Raw genomic sequence first — 21783 nt, 5'->3', positions numbered from 1 at the left:
TTGAGCCGGTCCTGAGCGGTAAGGCTTCCGTGCGGTTTCTAGGCTCTAGACTTCGGTAACAGGGGCGTCCCAGTCAAGGCGCATTGCACAAGACCGGCGGTCCCGCAGCCGCGAGAGACTGAAGCATTAGTCATACCGCTCCCGGCTTTGAGGGGGCCTTCGCTTGAGGTCCTTCGGGCACATGCTTTGGTCCGTGGTCAGCGCGATGGCTGCCAACAAGATGCTGGTTCGGTGCAATTCCGATGTGCCCATCTCATTAGCGTGCTTGGTCATTACCAGCGACAGTCCTGAGCACGGCATCATCGGAACCACGTCCCTGCGGGACCTCGAAGGCCTGCAACCAAGCAGGCAACGAATAGAGCCGACCGATCGGCTCATCTTCGGGGCAGCCCCTGGCTGGAAGGTGGTGCCGTCGACCCAGATCCGATGCAGGATGACTGCAATGCGACGCGCTAAGGCGACCATGGCGCGCTTACGTCCTCGGCGTTTTGGCAAGCTGAGCTCCCCAGCTTCTCAGCCATGTCGACCGGCCACGGTTCATCATGACAGTTGCCGCCTGGCACAGCGCTCGTCTGAGGGTTACGTCACCGGCTTTCGTGATGCCGCCTGAAACATCCCGTTCGCCGGACTGGCTGCGCGAAGGCGTCAGGCCAACCCAAGGTCCGACCCTCTTCGAGGATACGAAGCGAGCGAGGTCATCGACTGCCGACCTGAAGGTCAGCGCCACCACCGCCCCGATCCCCGGCATCGTCATCAGGCGGCGGCAAACCGGATCGTCTTGGGCGAACTGACGCACTTGCTTTTCGAGGCCGACCAGTTCTTGGCGCAGCGCAGTTCTGGCGCGCAGCATGGGCTCTGTTGCCATTACCAGCATGGCGTTTCCATCCGCCAATTCTCGGATGCGGCTCTCGAACTTGCCGCGAGAAATCGCGCCGACCTTCAGGCCGAAGTTACGGAGCAGTCCGCGCAATGACATCTCCAGAGAAATCATAACTTGCTGTATGGCCTTCCGGGCGCTGAGAACGGCTCTTACCTCTTGAGCGGAAACGGATTTGCAGTGAACTGGCCGGAACCAGCCAGGGTGAAGTAGGCGTGCAATCCTCTCGGCATCGCGGCGGTCCGTCTTGATCGGCATAGCCTTGAGCGCGCCCTTGACCTGCCGCGTCTCCATGAGGACAGGATCCAGCCCCGCTTCGTTCAGAGCACGGTGCAGCCACTGCGACAGAGGGCCTGCTTCCAAGCCGATTGCGGCAATGCTGCCGTCGAGGTCCCTCAGCCAGCGGATCAGGGGATCCGGCTCACAGGCCACTTCGGCCTCCCTGATGATCTTGCCATGCTCGCTGACCACACAGATCGCGACTTTAGCCAGCGACACATCCAGTCCAACAAACAGTTTCATCCCGTAATCCTACACGTTGAACGAATACGGGAACGGCAACAGCCTCGTCTTGATCAAGCAAGCGGTAACGACGATGCATGACGCAGGCTCCGTTACGGCATTCTCGTTAACCTTCAAAGCCAGAACATGACGGTCGCAGCCGAGGCGATGGCAGAGAGGAAGGCCTTCGGGCATCCGTCGTAACGCGTGGCAACCCGCCTCCAGTCTTTCAAGCGTCCGAACATGATCTCGATCCTGTTCCGGCGCTTGTAGCGACGCCTGTCGTGCTTGACGGGCGTGGCACGAGATTTCCGGCCCGGGATGCAGGGTTGGATCCCCTTGTCCTTTAGAGCCTCGCGGATCCAGTCCGCATCATACCCTCGGTCGGCAAGCAGCCACTCCGCGTCAGGCAGGCTGCTCAGCAGCGCTGCCGCCCCTGTATAGTCACTGGCCTGGCCGGCGGTCATAAGAACCTGACAGGGCGCCCCTGGGTATCGGTGACGGCATGCAGCTTCGTGTTCATGCCGCCCTTGGTGCGTCCGATCAGCCGCCCGCGCCCCCTTTTTTCAGCCGCAGGCTGGTCGCCGGGCGATGGGCCTTGAGGTAGGTCGCGTCGATCATGATCGTCTTTCTCTCGGAGCTTTCGGCGGACAGCCCTTCCATCATCCGAGCAAAGACGCCCTTGTCACTCCAGCGTTTCCAACGGTTGTAGAGGGTCTTGGGCGGACCATACTCCTTCGGGGCATCGCGCTACCGCAGACTGTTGCGATTGACGAAGATGATGCCGCTCAAGACCCGCCGGTCATCGACACGCGGCTTGCCGTGGCTCTTTGGAAAGAAGGGCTGCAGCCGGGCCATCTGCTCGGCCCTCAGCCAGAAAAGGTTGCTCATTAGTCATGCTCCTCGGGGAGCCTGAATCACGCAGCCTCATTAAGATCAATGGGTCCTGACCCTAGGCCTAGCTCAACGGCCAAATCATCGCACACATCGGTGGTGCAGAGGCCGCCCTCTGCATCAGGTCGGTCGCACTGGAACAAGGACGATCCCGTCGTGCTCGCTACGACATAAGCCTCCTTTCACAGGCAGGTCGCTCGGAAATAGATCTCGAGCCGGGCGCGGCGCTGCGCCGGGTCGAGACCGGGCGCGTCGGCCGCCTCGTCGGCGGCGCGCACCACCGCGTAGAAGGCGCGGACCGGCGCGCGCAGCGGCGCGGCGATCAGCCGCGAGGCGACGGGGAAGTTCTCGTGCTCGGGGGCCGCGCGGGCGCGCGGGCGGCCGCGGGCGGGCCGGCCGGGTCGGGCGCACCGGCTGCGACGTCGCGCCGGAAGAGGGGGCGGTGTCGATTTTTTCCATGTCGCCGCCCATCCGCGCCCTAATTGGTCCTGCGCCCGCGCGAAAGCGGGATCGAAAGGTGACACTGATGGTAGAGAGCGGAAACCGCAAGACGATCGCGGCTGGCGCGGCGGTTCCGCGATGAACGTGATGCAGGCGCGACCCGCGCCGCGCAGGGTGCTGGTGATCGGTGCGGGGCCCGGCGGGCTGGCCACCGCGATGCTGCTGCGGGCGGCGGGGGCCGAGGTGACGATCCTCGAGAAGGAGGACCAGCCCGGCGGGCGCACCGGCGCGATCCGCCGCGACGGCTTCACCTTCGACATCGGGCCGACCTTCTTTCTCTATCCCGAGATCCCGCGCGAGATCTTCGCCGCCTGCGGCCATGATTTCGACGCCGAGGTCGAGCTGGTGAAGCTCGACCCGATGTACCGGCTGCAATTCGACGACGGGCGGATGATCGACGCCACCGCCGATGTCGAGCGGCTGACCGCGCAGGTGGCCAAGATCGACGCCCGCGACGCGCGCAACGTGGCGGGCTATCTGGAGGCCAACCGCGCCAAGTTCGAGGCCTTCCGCCCGATCCTGCAGCGGCCCTTCGCCAGCCTGCGCGATCTGGCCCAGCCCGACATGCTCAAGGCCCTACCCAAGTTCCGGCCCTGGTCGACGGTGGATGGCGAGCTGCATCGCTGGTTTCGCAACCCCGATGTGCGCGTGGCCTTCTCCTTCCAGTCGAAATACCTGGGCATGTCGCCGTTCAAATGCCCCTCGCTCTTCACCATCATCGCCCATGTCGAATACGGCTTCGGAGTCTGGCACCCCAAGGGCGGCTGCAACGCGATCACCGCCGCCATGGCGCGGGTGGCGCGGCGGATGGGGGTCGATATCCGGCTGTCGGAGCCGGTCGAGCGGCTCAAGCTCGAAGGCCGCCGCGCGGTGGGCGCGGTGACCACCCGCGGCGATCACGACGCCGACGCGGTGGTGATGAACGCCGATTTCGCCCATGCGATGACGACGCTGGTGCCGGATGCGGCGCGCAGGCGCTGGAGCGACAAGCGCATCAAGTCCAAGAGCTATTCCTGCTCCACCTTCATGCTCTATCTCGGCATCGAAGGGACGCTGCCGGACATGCAGCACCACACCATCGCCTTTTCGGGCGACTACCAGCGCAACGTCGCCGAGATCGACGCGGGAAAGGCACCCGTCGAGCCGACGATCTACGTGCAGAACGCCAGCCGGACCGATCCGACGCTGGCGCCCGCGGGGCATTCGGCGCTCTACGTGCTGGCGCCGGTGGGCAATCTCACCGGGGGCGAGGACTGGGCGGCGCTGGCGCCCGCTTACCGCGAGAAGATCCTCGACCGGGTCTCGAAGCTGGCGGGGCGCGACATCCGGCCGCTGATCCGCACCGAGCTGATGTTCACGCCCGAGGATTGGCGCTCCAAGCTCGCCGTCTACAACGGCGCGACCTTCAACCTCGCGCATAATCTCGGCCAGATGCTGCATTACCGGCCCCGCAACCGGTTCGAGGATATCGACGGGGTCTATCTCACCGGGGGCGGCACGCATCCCGGCTCGGGCCTGCCGACGATCTTCGAGAGCGCGCGGATCGCGGCCAAGCTTTGCGGCGAGGATCTGGGCCTGCCGGGGGCGGGCGACATATCGACGACATTGCCGATGGAGGCTGCGGAATGAAGACGGGGATCATCGGGGGTGGCCTTGGCGGGCTGGCGGCGGCCTGCACGCTGGCGGCGCGCGGCCATGACGTCGTGCTGTTCGAGAAGAACGACTGGCTCGGCGGCAAGGCGGCGGTGCTGGAGCAGGGCGGCTACCGCTTCGACATGGGGCCGACCATCCTGACCATGCCGCGGGTGCTGGAGAGGATCTTTGCCGAGGCCGGGCGCGAGCTGCACCGCGAGCTGGACCTGCGCCGGCTCGATCCGCAATGGCGCTGCTTCTACGACGACGGCACCGTGCTCGACCTGCGCGACGACCCGAAGCGCGCCGCCGAGGAGATCGGCAGGCTGTCGCCCGAGGACCGCGCAGGCTTCGAGCGGTTCATGGCGGTGGCGTCGCGGCTGTCGGACGTCTCCGATCGGTTCTTCTTCTGGAAGTCGGTCGAGGATCTGCGCGACACCATGGATCTCAAGGCCAATATGAGCCTCGCCACGCTCAAGGACGTGATGGCGCTCAGGATGCACCGCACCGTGGCCGGGCAGATCAAGCGCGACGTGAAGGATGGCCGCGTGGCGCAGATGCTGGAGCATTTCATCCAGTATGTCGGCTCCTCGCCGCTGGCCTCACCGGCGGTGCTTTGCGGCATCGCGCAGATGCAGCAGGGCGAGGGGGTCTGGTACCCGATGGGCGGGACGCGGGCCGTGCCGCTGGCGCTGGCGCGGCTTGCCGAGAGCCTCGGCGTCGAGGTCCGCACCGGCACCGGGGTGGAGCGGATCGAGGTCGAGGCGGGCCGGGCCCGGGCCATCATAACCGACAGCGGCGAGCGCGTGGCCTGCGACCGGGTGGTGTCGAACATGGACAGCGTGCGCACCTATGCCGAGCTGGTCGGCGGCGCCGAGGGCCGGGCCTTTGCCCGGACCCGCAAGCGCGAGGCGGCCTGTTCGGGGGTGGTGCTCTATCTCGGGCTCGACCGGGCCTACGAGCATCTGGCGCATCACAACTTCGTCTTCTCGCGCGATCCGGAGGAGGAGTTCGGCGCGATCTACGATCACGGCGAGCCGGCCCCGGACCCGACCGCCTATATCGCCGCACCGGCGCGCACCGAGCCGGGCGTGGCGCCCGACGGCGGCGAGGCGCTCTACGTGCTCGTCCACACGCCCTATCTGCGCTCGCATCACGACTGGAGCCGGATGCTGCCGCATTACCGGGAGGTGATCCTCGACAAGCTGGGCCGCGCGGCGGGGATGGAGGACATCCGGTCGCGCATCCAGGTCGAGCGCGCGCTCACCCCGCAGGACATCCACGAGCGCTACAAGGTGCTGAACGGCGCGATCTACGGCCTTGCCAGCCACGGCAAGGTGATGGGCGCCTTCAAGCCGGGCAACCGGTCGCGGCAGGTCGAGGGGCTCTATCTGGCGGGCGGTTCGGCGCATCCGGGTCCGGGCATGCCGATGGCGCTGATGTCGGGCTGGATCGCCGCCGACACGCTCGACACCGATGCGCGGGGCGCGGGCGACGTGGCGCGCGAGAGGGCCGATGTCGCGGCGGAGTGATCCCGAGGCCGCGCGCTCCGCGCGGATGGCGCGGCAATGGCACGACCTATCAGGCGGTTTCCCTCGGTAGCTGACATCGACATAGGCGGAGCGGATCGTGATCCCGCAGATCTTCACCATGCTGCTGGACTACTTGCCGATGGTCCGTGCCCGACCTCGGCGCGAGCTGCGGCCAGCTCTTGATTGCGCAGGACGCGGCCTACCGGGCGGCTGGCGGACGCAGCGATTTGTGCGACGCGACCGGGATCGCCGGCTACCGGCTAAACGCGACGCCGCGCCTGGCTGACGCGCGAAGAAGCCTGAGGGGACGTATTTGATTGCATCGAGATAATTTACAATCTCCAACGTAAACGCGCATGAAGCGGAATGCTGTCGCCCGCTGAGTTCGAGCGGTAGCAGAAACCGAGATACGGGGGCGTCTAAGAAGCGCGGGACTATGCGGTGTTGCGCCCGGCTGTCAGCAAAGCCGGACACGAGGCAAATACCTCGAATAACTTGCAAATCTCAACTATTCGGCTGCGCCGATCACTTTCGGCCCATAGTCGACATTTGCGAACTGCCCCGTGCCGCAGCGCAAGTTGCTTGAAGCGGCTTTTAGCAAGGCTACACAGAAATGCCTGCCATTTCAAAGTCGACCATGCCATGCGGACCGTAGCCCAACTCCCTGCAAGCGCCTTGTTCAGCCCAAGGCGCTTGGCCCGCCATTCCCGATTGAACCAATAGCTGCAAAAACGAACACATATTGCGCAAGAATGTGATAAACAAATGTGGCTTGACGCATCCCTATTGCGATCGGACGCCCTACCTCCTTGGGCATCGCCATTCCGGCGTATTCACAGGAGCTACGCATGATCCGTAGAACATTCATCTCGATGGCCACGGCGACGCTCGTTGCGACGGCGGCCCATGCCGAAAGCCACTCGATGGACACCATGGACATCGTCGACACAGCGGCCAGCGCCGAGAACTTCTCGACTCTTGTCGCTGCGGTTGAGGCGGCCGGTTTGATCGAAACCCTGAAAGGCGAAGGCCCTTTTACAGTCTTTGCGCCGACCGACGAAGCCTTCGCTGCGCTGCCTGAAGGCACTGTCGAAGAACTGCTGCTTCCTGAGAACATGGAGCGGCTGACCGCTATTCTGACCTACCACGTCGTGCCTGGCGCTGTAATGTCTGGCGACCTGACCGACGGCATGGAGGCCGAAACGGTCGAAGGTGGCATGGTCACGATCGGCACCGAAGGTGGCGTGACGGTCAACGACGCCAACGTCGTGACCGCCGACATCGAAGCGTCAAACGGCGTGATCCACGCCATCGACACGGTTCTCATGCCGGAGATGTAAGATCCGATGGGAGGTGGTTTATACCGCCTCCCATCATCTGAGCCAACATGCGGATCCTCAACAGGGCCGCTCAGTTCTTCCGCCCCAGCCTCCGGTCGACAGGCAAGACGCTTTCTGGCGTCGGCGGGCGATAGCCCAAGGCGCTATGCAGCCGGACAGTGATGTAATAGCCTCGACGGCGCTCGATCAAGATCTGCGCCTTGCTCGGCGTATAGATAATAGGCTCATCGAACAGCTCTTTGTGGAAACGAGCATCGTGCCGTTTCCGTTTCGCTTCGAGTTTTTATCTTCCTTGAGGCACGCGTGGAACGGCGCGCCTCCATCGCAGATGGTGACAGGCGACCCATTGCTTCTGGTACCGGCCCGGACACCAGTGGCGAATCCCACCCGGTTTTCCCCGCATCCCGACATGAGGTCCCCCATGCCGCATCTCACCCGCACTGCATTTCTCGGCCTCGCCGCCACCATGATGATCGCCGGTCCCTCTCTTGGCGCCGAAGAAATCGAGACGCCGAATTACGAGGTTCTGGCTTCGGAGACGACCGGCGCGGTGCCGGATGAGACGATTGAGCTCCGCCGCTACGGCCCCATGATCGTGGCTGAAGTTACGGTGATGGCAAGCAACCGCGACGAGGCCTCCTCGAAGGGCTTCCGGCCGCTCGCGGACTACATCTTCGGCCGCAATGCGCCCGGCGGCACGATTTCAATGACGGCCCCGGTGACCACAACGCCAGCGACGTCCGGCGAAGGCGAGAAGATCGCCATGACGGCCCCCGTTACAACCGCCCCGACCGAGAGCGATGACGGGCGCTACACAGTGCGCTTCATGATGCCGTCGAAATACACGATGGAGACCCTGCCGGAACCGCTTGATCCGGAAGTGCGCCTGTCACGCATTCCGGCCCGGATACTTGTGACTTTGCGGTTCGTCGGCGAGCGCTCTCCCGAGCGCGTGGCTGCTGCTGAGAAGGCGATCTTGACCTATCTCGAAGAGACCGGCCTCGAGCCTTCAGGCCCCTTCGCCACCGCCGGCTATGACGGACCTGATACGCCGATTTCAGAGAAGCGCTGGGAGGTTCAGCGTCCGGTGGTTTCAGCCGATCCCGTCACGCCATAGGACGGGTCGAAACCGTCGGCGCATGATCGCTTTCATTGAGGCGGGTTCACTTGGGGCGAACGGCTATTGCGAGAGTTTTAATGCCCATTTCCTAAACGAGCTGCTCGACGAGGAAGCCTTTTACATGCTGCGCGAGGCTCAGAACCTGATTGAGCGATGGCGGAAGCACTACAGCACCGTCCGGCCGCACAGCGCTCTGGGCTATCGCCCACCAGTGCAAGAAAGCGTCGTGTCCGTCGACCGGAATCTGGTCTGCATGGAATGCGATATCGAGCGCCTGACCCGTTACCCGGTCGCACCATTTGGAAAGTTCGGTGTAACTGCTGACGACAAAACCATTCACTATCGGCACCCATGACATTCTAAGGTCGTAGGTTGCCGCCTTATTTTTGCGCCAAAGCAAATTGAAGAAGCCTATCCTTTTGCGTCGCCCATCTGCGCGTCCTACACGCTAGGTCTACCGCATGAGCACCATCCTGTCCGACATATTGGGCACCGAGGGCTGGGTCTGGCTTATGATCCCTCTGCTGTGTCTGCTCCTCATCCATTTCGGGGACCAGAATGGCAGGCTTCGCGAGCTAGTTGTACGCTTGGCAGGCGCGGCGCTTGTGGTTCTAATAATGATTGCCATGGGCCGCTGGTGACAAGCGAGAGCTGGTTGAACCAGTGACCAGCTCCAAAACGCCCTCGCCCATGTCCGAGATCGTGCGCAGCATAGAGACTGTCGCCGCCAGACCGCCCAACATCTACAATCCGTGCACCGAGATCCGCGTCGTCGTTGCGCGTGATGCGATACGCCTGATTTCTTCAAGCGCTTCCTAGAGACCTGGTTCCATGCGAGCGCCTACAAGATCGAGCAGGTCAATATGCGCAAAGGACGGATAACGCTGGGCGAGCTCTGCGCTGCGCTGATCTGACTAAGTCAGGTCAGCCCGGCAAGGTTGGCCCCGAGGGTCGAACCTCGAGGCCGTCAACTGCCGCCTTTAGGCAAAGCAGAGTTCCACGCGGTTCTTTGTTGCTCGGTAGGTTTCGAGCGCCTCGTCGGGATTGCGGACCGGGTAGACCTCAAGCAGCTCGGCGCTGCAGTCGAGTGCCTTCCGGAAATGGGCCTTCGCCGCCCGCGCATCGACTTGATCGCCCTCCTCGCCCTTGTTGAAATCGGCCGTGATTGCGGTCGGTTCATCTTCGCCGGCGGAACGGTAGACGGCGGTCCAGTGGGTGTGGGTCAATTCGATCGACATGCGCATTTCCTGTTGTTGTTACTTTTCGTTCCCGAGCGGTCGTTGACGCCTGGGACGGTTCTCATAGCACGGAAATGTCCGGGCGATTCACGTCGTGACGTCATGTCGCGTCGAGAGCGGGTCGCACACTGGTGCGCAGCAAACATGTATGACCTTCAAAGGCCTCTCTAGGAAGACAATGGCGACGACATATTCAGCCTCCTGAGCCGCGGCTGCTATGCCATCTTTTGCAACGCTGGCCCTTTGAGTGAGAGGGTTCGCTAGGTTCAACTCATCACTAGGCGCGCGCCAGGTCTGTCGGCGTCGAGTGCCACCGCGCAGGAATGCACCGAGATACGGTTCGCACTCGGCGCATCGTTTGGCGTCGTAAGCGAGAAGGACAGCCTCAACGAGGATCGCTGCTACCGCTTTCGCAGCGGATTGAGGCGGGCCAGATGGCCACGCTAGAACTGTCATCTGGACCGCCTGCCTGCTTCACGGCGCGGGACATTGTTGAGTAGCTGGACGCTTATGCATTTGTTATTAAATATACAAATTTATCGTCAGCGCCTTCGATTGCCGCGCTGCCTTAGACCCTATGCGCCAAAGCTTTCGGTCCGCTTCAGCTCACCCTAGATCAATCCATCGGCCGCCGTTCCTTTGCGTAGCCGGCGCAGACTGGCCATCAGCCCCGCGGTGATCTCCGAGCCATTCGGCAGGCACTCGGCTCCGTGCGGTATGCCCACGCCTTCGTTCCAGAGCGACGGATCGAGATCGGCCTCGTCGAGTAAGATCTCGGTCCGCGCGGCAGCACGCTCGACCTGATCGTAGAGCTGCGCCAGCAGCTCCCAAGCCGCAGCTGGAACATTGAGACTGCCGTCAGTCCATCCACCCACCGTTTCGGCGGGCATATCGAAGAACTGCACCGCCTCTTCCCGCTCAAGGCCGCAGATCTGAAGCACGCGTTCGAACGACGTCATGGGGACCCTCGGGAACCGTATTGTTCGAGGCTAGGCGGATTCCCTGCAGCCTCGCCACCCAGAGGATGATGCCAGGTCGCCTTCCTGTAGCACGTGGATCGCAGTGCCGCAGCACCGCAACGTGTCAGAATTTTTGATTGTGAGGTGGATCGACAGGTATGAAGCCGACCGCAGGACGCTCTACGAACGAGAAGCACGACCTGTCTACCCTGCCGGAGTCCCAAGGCGTTGGTTTGAAGGCCAAGCGCGAGCCCGGCCCTTCGGCGTGTTCGATTTGGCCCCATCGTCGCGACCCACATTTCGGTCTTTGAGGATGCTGCAACGGAAGGAGTCGTTACACTGATGGGCCGGAACGCGGCCGATGCCTGGATCCATCTCGCCCTTCGGGTCGAGGTCGCCGCGCGCTGCGAGATTAATCGGGCCACCGACGAGGTGTCACTCGTCTAGGGCATGTCGGCCGCCATCGCCGCCAAGATCAGCGCACCTGCTGCTGTGACGGACGGCTCGACCGACATAAGCGATATACGGGCGGGATTCGACGCAACGTCCCCGTTACGCACGCTTGAGAAAGGAGCAGTCTCGCCCATTTCTTTGAAACGTCGCTGGCTCCACTGCTGGCGCGACGTAGCATAACTGCTCCTTTTTCCTGACGCGATGCACGCATAATGAGCAAAGATACCCCTCTGGACCGACCTGCCCCGACCTTTGCCTCCTCATCGAGCCAAGCTGACGCAGGCAAACACGAGCCGCGAGCCTATGCCTGTGCTTCGCTCCAAGCGGGTGACAATTCCGCTGCGGAGGCTCGAGCCGATCTCCAGTCCCGGGTGACTGGGCTGCGAAGCCGCCTCGAACCTTTGATGCGGACGATTGATGGCGAGGTGGAGGTCCGTATTTCGAGCGACGGATGCGGCGCCTCGGACAAGGTCTGATCCTCGTGGCAACGGCACATGTCGCACATTGGCGCGCTCCTCAACCACGCCATGACCTGCACTACGGCTGTTAGTAATCAGTAGCTTCGCGAATAGCGGTCTGGAGCTGTTCCATGCTGAAGGGTTTAAGGAGCTTCGGCAGGTTCGCGCAGGTGCTGTCCTTCGGCAGTTCGAGAAAGCCGGTCGCGAGGAGCACTTGCAAGCCGGGGTGGCGTTCACGAGCGGCATGCGCGAGCTCCGTGCCACTCATCTGCGGCATCGCGTGATCCGTAAGGAGCAGATCCACTTCGTGTTCATCGAGCTTGGCCAAGGCTTCGGCCCCGCTGTTCGCTTCGATGACCTCGTACCCGAGATCTTCCAGCATGATCACGGTGTTCATCAGAACCAGAGCATCATCGTCGACGGCGAGCACGGTAAGGGGCGTGTCGACTACGCTTTTGTCGGAGGACTTAGTTGAGGTGTTGGCCAGCTGTCCCTGCGGGGCGGTGACCGCGGTGAACCACATCTCAACAGTCGTGCCCTCGCCCTTCCAGCTCTTCAGGATCAGGCGCCCCCCGGACTCTTCAAGCAACCCATGGACCACCGATAGGCCCAATCCCGTGCCCTTGCCGGGGCCCTTCGTGGTGAAGAACGGGTCGGCCGCCCTAGCGAGCGTCTCCTCGTCCATGCCCTCGCCGGTATCCGAGATAGCCAGACAAACTCTTCGGGCCAATGTCCGATCCGTGTCACGAGCGGATGGGGCCTCCTCCTGGGAGATGCGAATGGTAAGCCGGCCACCATCGGGCATGGCATCCCGCGCATTCGTTGCGACGTTGAGCAGCGCCAGTTCGAGCTGCGCGGCATCGACCATCACCGGCGGCATGGCAGGCGATGCTGACACCTCGATCTGGATGTCACCTCCCAGCGACAGCTGCAGGAGGTCACGCAGACCCTCGATGAGAGACGGCAGGTCTACAAGCCGTGGCTCCAGCGGTTGACGGCGGGCAAATGCCAGCAGTCGGCCTGTCAAAGCTGAACCACGCTGCGCGCCTTGCAGCGCGTTGTCGATGAGCCTGGTGATCTGGGGATCGTTCGGAAGGCGCCGCTGGAGCAGCTCAAGGCTGCCGGAGATGGCCATCAAGAGGTTGTTGAAGTCATGCGCGATGCCGCCTGCCAGCTGGCCGAGTGCTTCCATCTTCCGCGACTGGAGCAGCTCCTCATGGGCGACCTCGAGCGCCTTCTGCGCCTCCCGCTTTTCGGTGATATCGCGGGTCACCTTGGCAAAGCCGATCAGCTCGCCCTCATCGTCGTGGATCGCGTCCACGACCACGCTGGCCCAGAACCGCGTGCCATCCTTGCGCACCCGCCAGCCCTCGTTCTCAAACCGCCCTTCCTGTCTGGCGGTTTCAAGCGCGCGCAAGGGCAATCCGTCCTCGCGATCCTCCTCGGTGTAGAAGCGCGAGAAGTGCTTCCCGAGGATCTCCCACGGAGCATAGCCCTTGATCCGCTGCGCGCCGGCATTCCAGCTGGCCACATGCCCGTCCGGGTCGAGCATGTAGATCGCATAGTCGGTCACACCTTGCACCAAGAGGCGGAACTGCTCCTGGCTTCGCCGCAGTTCCTCTTCCCGGGCGCGACGCTCGGTCAGATCGCGCGTGATCTTCGCGAAGCCCAACAGGTCCCCTGTGGCCGAGCGGATCGGATCGACGACCACATGCGCCCAGAAGCGGCGGCCGTCCTTGCGAACCCGCCAGCCCTCCCCCTCGTAGCGGCCAGCATTGGCAGCCGTTCTCAGGATCTCTTCCGGAAGCCCCCTCGCCCGATCGTCTTCCGTGTAGAAGCGGGAGAAATGCGCCCCCATGATCTCGGACGCCGTGTAGCCCTTGAAACGCTCCGCCCCGGGGTTCCAGCTCGAAACGTGACCCCCTGAATCGAGCATGTAGATCGCGTAGTCGGTAATCGCTTCGAGCAGAAGCCGATGACGTTCGTTTTCGCTGACCGGCATCGCCACGGCTTCAGTCACGCGCACCTCCCCGGAATCGTTGGAGCGCTACGATTGTCCGCGAAACGCTCCGATAGACTATGGCACCTGACATGTTGCAGCGCATCGCTGTCGGCGTCCAGCGCAGCGCTTCAGGCCGCTGAGGCAGGTGCGACAGAGGATTGCCCGACGGCGAGGAGATTGGAGATGTCGAAACGCAAGCAACACGCGCCCGACTTCAAGGCCAAGGTCGCGCTGGAGGCTTTGAAAGGCGAACAGACGGCCGCCAAGCTGGCGAGCCGGTAAAGCATCCTATACCTTCGCTTTCTGATCCTCGCCCATTGCGCGTGGGCCAAGGCGCTCGTTCGGGTGTACCTGAAGGATATGAATTTTATCTCGCCCAGTCTCCTCGATACCGCCCCGATGGCATATCTTCTTCTGCCGGCGCTCTTCTTGTTCCTGGTCTACCGGCGAGACCACCATGGCCGCCTTGGGATGGCCATTCGCGTCACGAGTTCGGCCTTGGCAGTCCTGATGGCCACCGCAGTGCTGCAGCTGTAGAACGGCACGCTGCGCGAGATCCCACTCTCGTTCGACTTTATCCTCTTTGCAACGCATGCCCGTGGAGCTGTCTGTAGACCGCTTCAGCTTGCCTTCATCGAGACATCCCAGATCATTGGGGGGTTCAGCCTCCGGAGGTCAGACATTTGCATTCGTAACTCGATAAGCAATGGCCTGCAGGATGATCGCGTTGGTATTCAAGTCACTGTAGTTGGGCATGGCGCGATCATCCGCCTCGTAGATACCTGGCGAAAAGCCAACCTGCTGGCGCGCGCGCGCGCGTACATGGTCTAGCACACGTTCGGTGTAGGGATGCGGCCTCCAAGCCGCCCAGAGGTAGGCCGCCTTGCTGCTGATCACTGCATTGGCGTCCGCAAAAGCCTGCGAGCGATGACGGGCATGTCCGTTCACCGTATCGGTAGCCCAGCGGCGCCCTTCTGCATCAAGCTGCAGGCCCGAATAGAGAAACCAAGGTTCGCGATCAATGGGGCATTCAGACACGCATTTAAGTCGGCCCGTTTCCTCGTATTCCTCGAGTTGCGCGGCAAAGAGAAGATCGGCGAGGTAGACGGACTCGGGCGACATGCCGAGTTCGACAGCCTCGAGAAGCAACGGCTCAGCGCCCAATGGACCGATAAGGCCGGAGGCCTCGATGAGCGCCATTTGCCCATCGGAGCTTGAGCGCCCTCTCATCACCTCATAGGGCGAGCGCGCGTCGAACCCCCAGATCCGGAAGGCGTGGGCTGCGTAATGCGCACAATGCGAGCGGTAGGAGCTGTGGAACATGCCATCCGTGACATTCTGGATCTCCCCTGCATGAATTACTGCGTCGAGGTCGTAGGCGTGTACGATGTCTGAGGGCCGGGCCTTGGCCGCAGGGTGGTTCTCGAGCGCGTAAAGCGCAGCAAGCAGCCGGCCTGCGTCACAGGCATCGAAATCTCGGGTCCCCCAGCGAGGCCGGTCAGTGCGGATCCAGCCTTGCGGCAGAAGGCGCCCGTTGTAGCGGCGGCCCACGATCTGCGGCATGATCCGAGCACTGCGCGCCTGGAACTCGGCATCCGCGATCAAGCCGAGATCATGCGCTGCGATGAGCGCGTTGATATGACTGCCCACATCCCACATGGTGACGGCCTCGTGCAGCCGCCGGCCACCTTTGCCGTTGTAAACGGTGGCCGGGCACAGCCCGGTGACCGGATTGGTCCAGGTGGAGAAGTAACGCCACGCGCAGCGGGCGTCCTCCATGAGCGCCGCGCGTTCCGCTGGGGACACCGCTTCTACCGGCTGCACCGCGCCTTCGCGGAAACGCTCGGTGCGCCGATGATGACCGATATACGGGCTCTGCGGCAGCAATCGCTCCAGCGCCGTCGGGAGTGCGACCGCGCGTCGGCCCGGGCGCGCAAGCATCTGCTCCAAGCCGCGCAGCAGTGCGGTCTTCAGAACGCCGCTGCGGACACGATCGGCATCGACCAGCAGCACCTTGTCCTCAATTTCCTCGGCTTCCTGCTCCAGTGCATAGATCGTGTCCGGATCCGCCAGCAGGTGTGAAGGCAGCACCAGCGCGTTCTCCGCACTCAGGCCTCGAAAGGCTCCTGGCCGGGGTTGCAGTATGACGCTCTGTGCTGGCCCGGCGGAGGTTTCTGCCAGACGCATACCCCGCCCGGCCTTTCCCGGGTCTTTGCCCGGGATCAGCTTGAGCCGGATCCCATCAGCGAACCCCACCCCCTCCAGCACTAGACTGTAGCTATGAGCGATGCCGCGTGCGGCGAGATCTTCGCTCAAGGTCTGAAAGGCCGGGCTGTCTTCGTTCCGTGTCACGAGGTGCAGCAGCAGATCCCGCCCGTAGCCGTAGTCATCGCGCAGCTGCGCCTCCGACAGCGTGAGGTGCGCCAGTCCACGCACCGCTTCGGCTGCCAGCGCTTGGCTCGCAAAGACCGCCGCCTTGGCCGACAGCTGCGCCGGGGCATCGCCGACGAGCTGTGCCATCGAAATCGTCCAAAGCACCTGACTGCGTTCCGTGTCGATCTCCCAATAGGCTCGGCGCGCGTCGTCCAAAGTCAGGGCCCGGCCGCCCAGAAAGCGCACGGTGCCGTCGGGCCAGCGCTCGCTCCGCAGCGGGCCGCTTTCCTCGGGCAGCAGGAGCACGGTATGCAGGCCGGCGCCGCGCAGGCCCTGCGGCGATTGCGGGCGCTGTGGCGTATCGCAGGCGATCGAGCGGATCGGTGTTGCGGCTGCCGCATCTCCTAAGAGGGACTTGAGCCGTGCAACCATCTCGGCCGCTTGACGGGCCTGAAAGTAGCTCGAGAGCGTGGCCAGTTCGTGGATATGCGGTGCGATCTCAACGAGCCCTGGCACTGCACCCGCGACCTCGGTCAGAATGTCGATGACGGGGTTGTCAGGGCCGAGCCTTCCCGCGCCGGGGGCATCGAGCGTCACAAGGCAGGTGGCGGGTAGTCCTTGGCGCTTAAAGGCTTCCAGTACCACGCGTAGGACCTCGGGAGGCGTCTCGGCGTTGATGTCGCGCAGCACGGTGTAGCTGGGCACTACTCGGGTAGCTGCCAAGCTGCGAGCTGGCAGCAATCCAATCAGTGCCGTGCCGGCGCCCTTGAGCAGGTCGCGGCGACCGATCACGCGCGGCTCAGGCCTGCCGTCAGCATGCTGCCCCCTCTTTGCATTCGGCCCCATTTCGCAAGTCGCCCTGACGCGGCACGCCAGAGAGCTCGATAGACGCAATAGTAAAGGACGGGGCGATAAATGAGGCGCTGGAGGGGCAGCAGTAGTAGCAGGCGACGATCCTCGCCCGGATCGAAGCGAAACGCCGCCGCCGCGACCAGAATCTCGAGCAGCGGCAACAGCGCATACCCGAAGAGCAACAGCCAGGAAGGAGCTTGGCCCGTGCCGTCGGCCTGCATCCAGTCCCACAGGTTAAGCAGGAAAAAGGCATCGGCGAGCGGCGCAAGGAAGGGCAGCAGGTAGCCGAAGAGCGCGATGTCAGGGAGCGCCGTCAGGCCCAGACCCGAGCCCTCGCGCCAGGCGTGGCGGTGCTTGAAGGTAGCCTGCAGCGTACCGAGCGACCAGCGCAGCCGCTGGGTCATGAGCTGCGACAGGCGGCACGGTGCCTCGGTGGTGACGACGGCCGTTTCGTCATAGATCACCCGGTAGCCCGAGCGGATTACCGACATCGTCAAATCGGCATCTTCGGCCAACGTCTCGGATGAGTAGATCCCTGCTTCGAGCACGGCCGTCGCGCGCCAGGCGCCGAGCGCGCCCGGCACGACCGGGATGGCATTGAAGCACTCGCGCGCGCGGCGCTCAACGCCTTGCGCGGTGATGTATTCGAGCGCCTGCAGCTTGGTGAGCCATCCAGTGCGGTTGCCCACCACCACCTTGCCGGCGACGGCACCCACCTCCGGGTTCGCGAAGTGCCGCACCAGCCGAGCCACGGCATGCGGGTTGATCTGGCTGTCGGCATCAAGGCAGACGAAGATCTCGGCCTCGCTTTCGGCAAGCGCGGTATTGAGCGCACTGGCCTTGCCACCATTGGCTTGGCGGATGACCCGCAGCCGCGGATCCTCGCACATTGCCCTTGCGATCTCGGCGGTACCGTCGGTCGAGCCATCATCCACGACGATGACCTCGAGGTAGTCATAGGCACTGCGCAGAGCGCTCCGGATGCATGCGGAGATGACCTTTGCCTCGTTATAGGCGGGGATGACCACCGCCACGGTGGGGCTGTCTCGGCCCGACAGCAGCGGTGCCACGTGGCGCTGCCGTAGCCGCGCCGCGGCCAGCAGGAAGACCGAGCGCCCTGCGCCGATCACGAAGGTCGCCCAGAAGCCGAATGCCAGAAGCGTCCAGCCATTGCCGATCAGTTGAAAAGAGAAACGGTGGAAGGACTGTGCAAGCGCCGGCGCGGCCGGCATCAGCGTGTAGCTCGGCACATCCAGCAGGCCCGCCAGGGTGGTGAACTCGTAACCTTGAGCGCGCAGCTGCTCGATGATCAGTGGGACCGCCTCCACGGTAGCGCTCTGATCTCCCCCGCTGTCATGCAGAAGCACGACGCTGCCCGCCCCTTCGGCAATCTGCGTGATAACCGTATTGGCGAGCGCCTCGGGGGACTCTGCCTTCCAGTCCCAAGGCACCACTTCCATGCCGGCGATGACGTAGCCGGCCTCGTGCAGCGGACGCAGCGTGTCGAGCTCGGCGGGATGGATCGGACCGCCGCTGCGCATATAGGGCTCGCGGTAGAGCCGTGCCGAGACGCCGCTCGCGGTGCCGATCGCGAGCTGTGTCGAGTTGATCTCGAGCCGGGCTCTGGCTTCCGAGATCGCGTCCATCTTTGGATGCCAGTAGCTATGCGACCCGATCTCGTGGCCCTCCTTCAGCATTCGACGGAGGATCTGCGGCGATTGAGCGACGCGCTGACCCAGTACAAAGAACGAGGCAGGCACATCCTTCGCAGCCAGAACATCGAGAATGGCGGGAGTGTATTCGGGATCCGGCCCGTCATCGAAAGTGAGGACGATTTGGTCAGGGCGACCCCGACCATAGAGTTCGACAAGCGCTGCGCGCGGCGTGATCTCGTAGTCGAACCCCGTGATCTCATCATTTCTCGGATCGCGGGTGATATGGCGCAGCCCTGTCACACCGGCCGGACCGGGGCGCACGAAGGGACCCGCGCCCAGCTGATGGACGTAGCTGTCAAAGGACACGCCGCTCAGCGCCTCATCCGTAGCGCCGGCAAGGCGTGGCCAGATCGCCGGATCCTCGAGCCCCGCGCCCCACACCGCGACCCCCGCAATGGGGCGAGCTTTCAAAGCTCGAAGCTGGCTGTCGAAGGAAGCGAGATCGAGAAACCAGGCGCGCACCCGCCCTCCTGTTTCGTCCCGCCAGCTCGCGTAACTGTTGCCGCTCTCGCGGCTGAACGCCATCTCGCCATCCGCGAGCGAAAGCTCGGTCACCGCATGCGCGAAACCGACCCGCTCCGGTAGAGCCATCTGCGGATGCCACAGCACGGCGCCCGTTCCCAGAGCCAGCACCAGCCGGTCTTCGGGTACAAGCCCCTGCACACGATCCACCTCACCGGCAAACCAGTCGCGCGCCGCGAGCGGGCTCGGCGCGGTCCCGATCCAAGGCTCGACGAAACCCTTGGCGATGACATGCTCCGCGACACGTCCGGCGGCCTGCAACAGCTCTGCTTCCGTCCCTGCCGGAAAGATGGCGCAGCGCTCCATGTCGCTTGCACGGCTTCGCTGCATCCAGTCCCGCAGGAGAGCCACGCGGTCAGCCAGAGGCGTGCCCACCAAGGCACTGAAATCGAGGCAGTATCCCGGCCAATCATGCTTCAGGGCTACTGCCTGCAGCGCCTCGAACTCGGTCTCGAGCCGAGACGGGGTCGTCGCGAGCACTGCAAGATAGTCCGGAGTCACGTTCACCACCGGCCAGGTGGCAATGCCCTTTCGGGTGGCCTGAACGATGGGCATGCGCGCAGCCGCCGTTTCCATGTCGAGCTGCGCGCCCCCGTGAGGCGCTGCGAGCGTGGCCCATTCGGGCAGCAAGACATCGATCAGCCCGCAATCTTGCCGCAGCGAGAAGGGCGCATGCTGGGAGGACGAGGGCGCGAAAGCAAAGACCGGGCGGCGGCGAGCGGCATCGGGTGCCGGGCAAGCTATGTTAGGCATGTTTCCGGCTGGCAGGAGCACCTGAGCCCCGTGCGGTCCCGGGGGTTCGAGCCCGTGTAGATGCTTATGCGCGCCCAGACCGGGGGAAAGGATGCCTTCCTCTTTAGGAGCTGTGACGGGCGTTAAGTGGCCATCATGCCAGATCTCGATGAAGAACAGTGTGGCCCAAGCCGCAAGAAGCCCCGAGGCGAACATTAGCCCCAACCGCAGGCGCCCATACCGTCGAGCACGCGGGTCCGCAAATACGCCGGCGGGCAAGCCGCGCAAGACACGGGGAACCACGAAATCTGGGGTGCGCTGAGGCATGAGGGATCACCGGACCAATTCCTGCGAACCACGCCACCGGACCGATCCCATCCCCGGCGAAGAGAAAGCTCTTCATCGGAGGCAGTCCCGCATTCTGCGGGCCGTGCCCCGTGGCGTGATTGTGTCATTGGTAGGGCGACCGCAGCGCGTGGTCCAGAAATCGCCCCATTCCCACCCCATAAGAGCGCAAAACCAGCGGATCTAGTTAACTATCTGGAAACAGATGGAATTGAAGCGCTGGTTTGTGCCGCCTGTGCAGCACAGTCACAGCGGCCGAACCCGAATCTCAGGGCTCCGAACTGCGGTGAAAAAGTGGCGACCCGAGCTGGTCAGCGCGAGGTCAGATCGTTGAAACCAGCAAGGCGATTAAGCCTCGGAGGAGAATGACGCGACTTACGTGGAGAAAGAGATCGCGCCACCGTTGATAGGGACTTTGCAGCCGAGCATGCGCAGATCTGCCGCTCCGGTGTGACCCAGCGAATGTTCGTAGTCCGCCCGGAATGACGGGGTCTATTCCCGCCCTTCTCTGCTGCGACCGCTTCCGGCGGTGGGCTCAACGGATCGACGCAACACACTCCGCAAACTTCTCCGCAGGCGTTTGATACATAAGCGTCTTGCGGGGTCTTTCATTAAGCTGCCGCGCAACGGCGCTCAATTTCGCTTGGCTATATCGGGACAGATCGGTCCCGCGGGCGAAATACTGTCTCAGCAGCCGGTTCGTGTTCTCGTTGGTTCCCCCGCTGCCAAGGGCTTCGGGGGTCACAGAAATACACGTCGATTTGGGTGGCCATGGTAAGGCGCTGATGGTCAGCGAGTTCTTTTCCGCGGTCCCAGGTCAGAGATCTATACAGTTCACGGGGCATTTTCTGCGCCTGCTTGATCAGCGCCGACACGACGCTTTCGGTGTCTTTGTTGGCGACCTTGATCAGCATCACGTAGCGCGACTGACGCTCGACCAGCGTTGCGATGTAGCTGTTGTTCGAACCGCCGATGAGATCTCCTTCCCAGTGGCCCGGGACCGCGCGATCCTCCACCGTCGCTGGCCTCTCGCGGATCGACACCGCGTTGGTCACTTGTCCAAGACCGTTGCGTTTCAGGCTGGCATGCCGGGACCGGCGGATCGTGCGCTTGGCCCGGAGATGCCCAAGCAATTCCTTCTTCAGCACGCCACGAGCTTGAATGAACAGGCTTCTGTAGATCGTCTCGTGTGACACTCGGCGCTGCTCTTCGTCTGGAAACATCCGCTTGAGCCAACCGGCGATCTGCTCTGGCGACCATTTTCGGCGGAGCTTCTGCGAGACTGTCCGGCTCAAGCTCGGGTGGCAAGCCAGCTTGCAGATCTTGGGGCGCAGGGCACGGTCCCAAGCGGCCTGATCTGACCGCGCGGCCCTGTAGCTGTCAGATCCTCCATTACGACTGACTTCCCGACTGATCGTCGAAGGCGCCCGGCCAAGCTGAGCCGCGATGACCCGCATCGAATGCCCTGTGCTGAGTCCTCGGGAAATCTCCTCCCGTTCATTCAAGCTGAGAGCCGATCTCGAGCGCTTCCTGTCCGTCGGACGGATGCCCCCAGTGGGAGACAACACGGAAAAAATCGACGAGGACTGCCGATCAAATCCGCGTCCGATCGAGCTCATGGACTCGCCGCGCCGCCATCGATCCCAAATCTCAGCGCGTTGAGTGGCCGTGTAGTAGATCCGCCGCCGTTGTTTCATCTCCACACTCCATCTCGGCTTCAAGATTGAAGTGTTGCGT

11 protein-coding genes and 5 pseudogenes are annotated in these 21783 nt (G+C 63.4%); 5 read left to right on the top strand and 11 right to left on the bottom strand.

The features are described from left to right. Positions 1-390: 390 nt before the first annotated feature. From FHS00_RS16980 to FHS00_RS17885, 4 genes and pseudogenes are all read right to left on the bottom strand, one after another. A pseudogene (locus FHS00_RS16980) lies at positions 391-1399 on the bottom strand (IS110 family RNA-guided transposase); the annotation flags it as partial. Positions 1400-1512: 113 nt separating this feature from the next. Beyond that, positions 1513-1878: pseudogene (locus tag FHS00_RS17805) on the bottom strand (IS5 family transposase); the annotation flags it as partial. A gap of 250 nt (positions 1879-2128) precedes the next feature. Then, entirely contained in the window at positions 2129-2269 is a 141-nt protein-coding gene (locus tag FHS00_RS17800; RefSeq protein WP_246391436.1) for a hypothetical protein, read from the bottom strand. Between the two features lie 185 nt (positions 2270-2454). Then, positions 2455-2796: a squalene/phytoene synthase family protein gene (locus FHS00_RS17885; protein WP_183475286.1), complete on the bottom strand. Its 342-nt coding sequence runs from the start codon at positions 2794-2796 to the stop codon at positions 2455-2457. Between the two features lie 55 nt (positions 2797-2851). Between FHS00_RS17885 and crtI the strand changes: the two genes are divergently transcribed. The 3 genes from crtI to FHS00_RS16955 all read left to right on the top strand — a co-directional run bounded on the left by crtI (position 2852) and on the right by FHS00_RS16955 (position 7277). Next, positions 2852-4402, top strand: a complete 1551-nt coding sequence (gene crtI / locus FHS00_RS16965) for a phytoene desaturase family protein (RefSeq protein WP_183475285.1) — start codon at positions 2852-2854, stop codon at positions 4400-4402. After that, complete coding sequence (locus FHS00_RS16960) at positions 4399-5937, top strand: phytoene desaturase family protein (protein WP_183475284.1); 1539 nt, start codon at positions 4399-4401, stop codon at positions 5935-5937. The genes crtI and FHS00_RS16960 overlap by 4 nt, the downstream gene beginning before the upstream one ends. 848 nt (positions 5938-6785) lie before the next feature. Then, positions 6786-7277 carry a fasciclin domain-containing protein gene (locus tag FHS00_RS16955; RefSeq protein WP_183475283.1) on the top strand — a complete coding sequence of 164 codons (492 nt, stop codon included), beginning with the start codon at positions 6786-6788 and terminating at the stop codon, positions 7275-7277. A gap of 70 nt (positions 7278-7347) precedes the next feature. Here FHS00_RS16955 and FHS00_RS18005 read toward each other — a convergent pair. Next, positions 7348-7521 (bottom strand): annotated as a pseudogene (locus FHS00_RS18005) (integrase core domain-containing protein); the annotation flags it as partial. 177 nt (positions 7522-7698) lie between these two features. On the opposite strand from FHS00_RS18005, the gene FHS00_RS16945 reads away from it, so the two are divergent. Both FHS00_RS16945 and FHS00_RS16940 read left to right on the top strand, forming a co-directional pair. Then, on the top strand, positions 7699-8394 hold the full coding sequence (locus tag FHS00_RS16945; protein ID WP_183475282.1) for an SOUL family heme-binding protein: 696 nt from the start codon (positions 7699-7701) through the stop codon (positions 8392-8394). A 31-nt stretch (positions 8395-8425) separates the two neighbouring features. Continuing rightward, a pseudogene (locus FHS00_RS16940) lies at positions 8426-8752 on the top strand (integrase core domain-containing protein); the annotation flags it as partial. A 625-nt stretch (positions 8753-9377) separates the two neighbouring features. Here FHS00_RS16940 and FHS00_RS16935 read toward each other — a convergent pair. The 6 genes and pseudogenes from FHS00_RS16935 to FHS00_RS16910 all read right to left on the bottom strand — a co-directional run bounded on the left by FHS00_RS16935 (position 9378) and on the right by FHS00_RS16910 (position 21743). After that, entirely contained in the window at positions 9378-9635 is a 258-nt protein-coding gene (locus tag FHS00_RS16935; protein ID WP_183475280.1) for a hypothetical protein, read from the bottom strand. 611 nt (positions 9636-10246) lie between these two features. Next, positions 10247-10594, bottom strand: a complete 348-nt coding sequence (locus FHS00_RS16930; protein ID WP_183475279.1) for a hypothetical protein — start codon at positions 10592-10594, stop codon at positions 10247-10249. 999 nt (positions 10595-11593) lie between these two features. Further along, positions 11594-13525: a PAS domain S-box protein gene (locus FHS00_RS16925; protein ID WP_221188899.1), complete on the bottom strand. Its 1932-nt coding sequence runs from the start codon at positions 13523-13525 to the stop codon at positions 11594-11596. A 657-nt stretch (positions 13526-14182) separates the two neighbouring features. Beyond that, positions 14183-16672 carry a DUF3131 domain-containing protein gene (locus FHS00_RS17925; protein WP_183475278.1) on the bottom strand — a complete coding sequence of 830 codons (2490 nt, stop codon included), beginning with the start codon at positions 16670-16672 and terminating at the stop codon, positions 14183-14185. Further along, complete coding sequence (locus tag FHS00_RS16915; RefSeq protein ID WP_183475277.1) at positions 16669-19524, bottom strand: trifunctional glycoside hydrolase family 18/polysaccharide deacetylase/glycosyltransferase family 2 protein; 2856 nt, start codon at positions 19522-19524, stop codon at positions 16669-16671. The genes FHS00_RS17925 and FHS00_RS16915 overlap by 4 nt, the downstream gene beginning before the upstream one ends. Before the next feature lie 1057 nt (positions 19525-20581). Further along, positions 20582-21743 (bottom strand): annotated as a pseudogene (locus FHS00_RS16910) (IS30 family transposase). Between the last annotated feature and the right edge of the window lie 40 nt (positions 21744-21783).

Origin of the sequence: Limimaricola variabilis (genome assembly GCF_014195545.1) — a bacterium.
GTDB lineage: Bacteria > Pseudomonadota > Alphaproteobacteria > Rhodobacterales > Rhodobacteraceae > Limimaricola > Limimaricola variabilis.
The sequence above is the reverse complement of the archived record's forward strand: the minus strand, read 5'-3'. Positions and strand labels throughout refer to the sequence as shown.

Bases quoted from the DNA above. Each gene is read 5' to 3' on its own strand.
- FHS00_RS17800 (WP_246391436.1), bottom strand. From the start codon at position 2,269: ATGAGCAACCTTTTCTGGCTGAGGGCCGAGCAGATGGCCCGGCTGCAG.
- crtI (WP_183475285.1), top strand. From the start codon at position 2,852: ATGAACGTGATGCAGGCGCGACCCGCGCCGCGCAGGGTGCTGGTGATC.
- FHS00_RS16960 (WP_183475284.1), top strand. From the start codon at position 4,399: ATGAAGACGGGGATCATCGGGGGTGGCCTTGGCGGGCTGGCGGCGGCC.
- FHS00_RS16955 (WP_183475283.1), top strand. From the start codon at position 6,786: ATGATCCGTAGAACATTCATCTCGATGGCCACGGCGACGCTCGTTGCG.
- FHS00_RS16945 (WP_183475282.1), top strand. From the start codon at position 7,699: ATGCCGCATCTCACCCGCACTGCATTTCTCGGCCTCGCCGCCACCATG.
- FHS00_RS16935 (WP_183475280.1), bottom strand. From the start codon at position 9,635: ATGTCGATCGAATTGACCCACACCCACTGGACCGCCGTCTACCGTTCC.
- FHS00_RS16930 (WP_183475279.1), bottom strand. From the start codon at position 10,594: ATGACGTCGTTCGAACGCGTGCTTCAGATCTGCGGCCTTGAGCGGGAA.
- FHS00_RS16915 (WP_183475277.1), bottom strand. From the start codon at position 19,524: ATGCCCATCGTTCAGGCCACCCGAAAGGGCATTGCCACCTGGCCGGTG.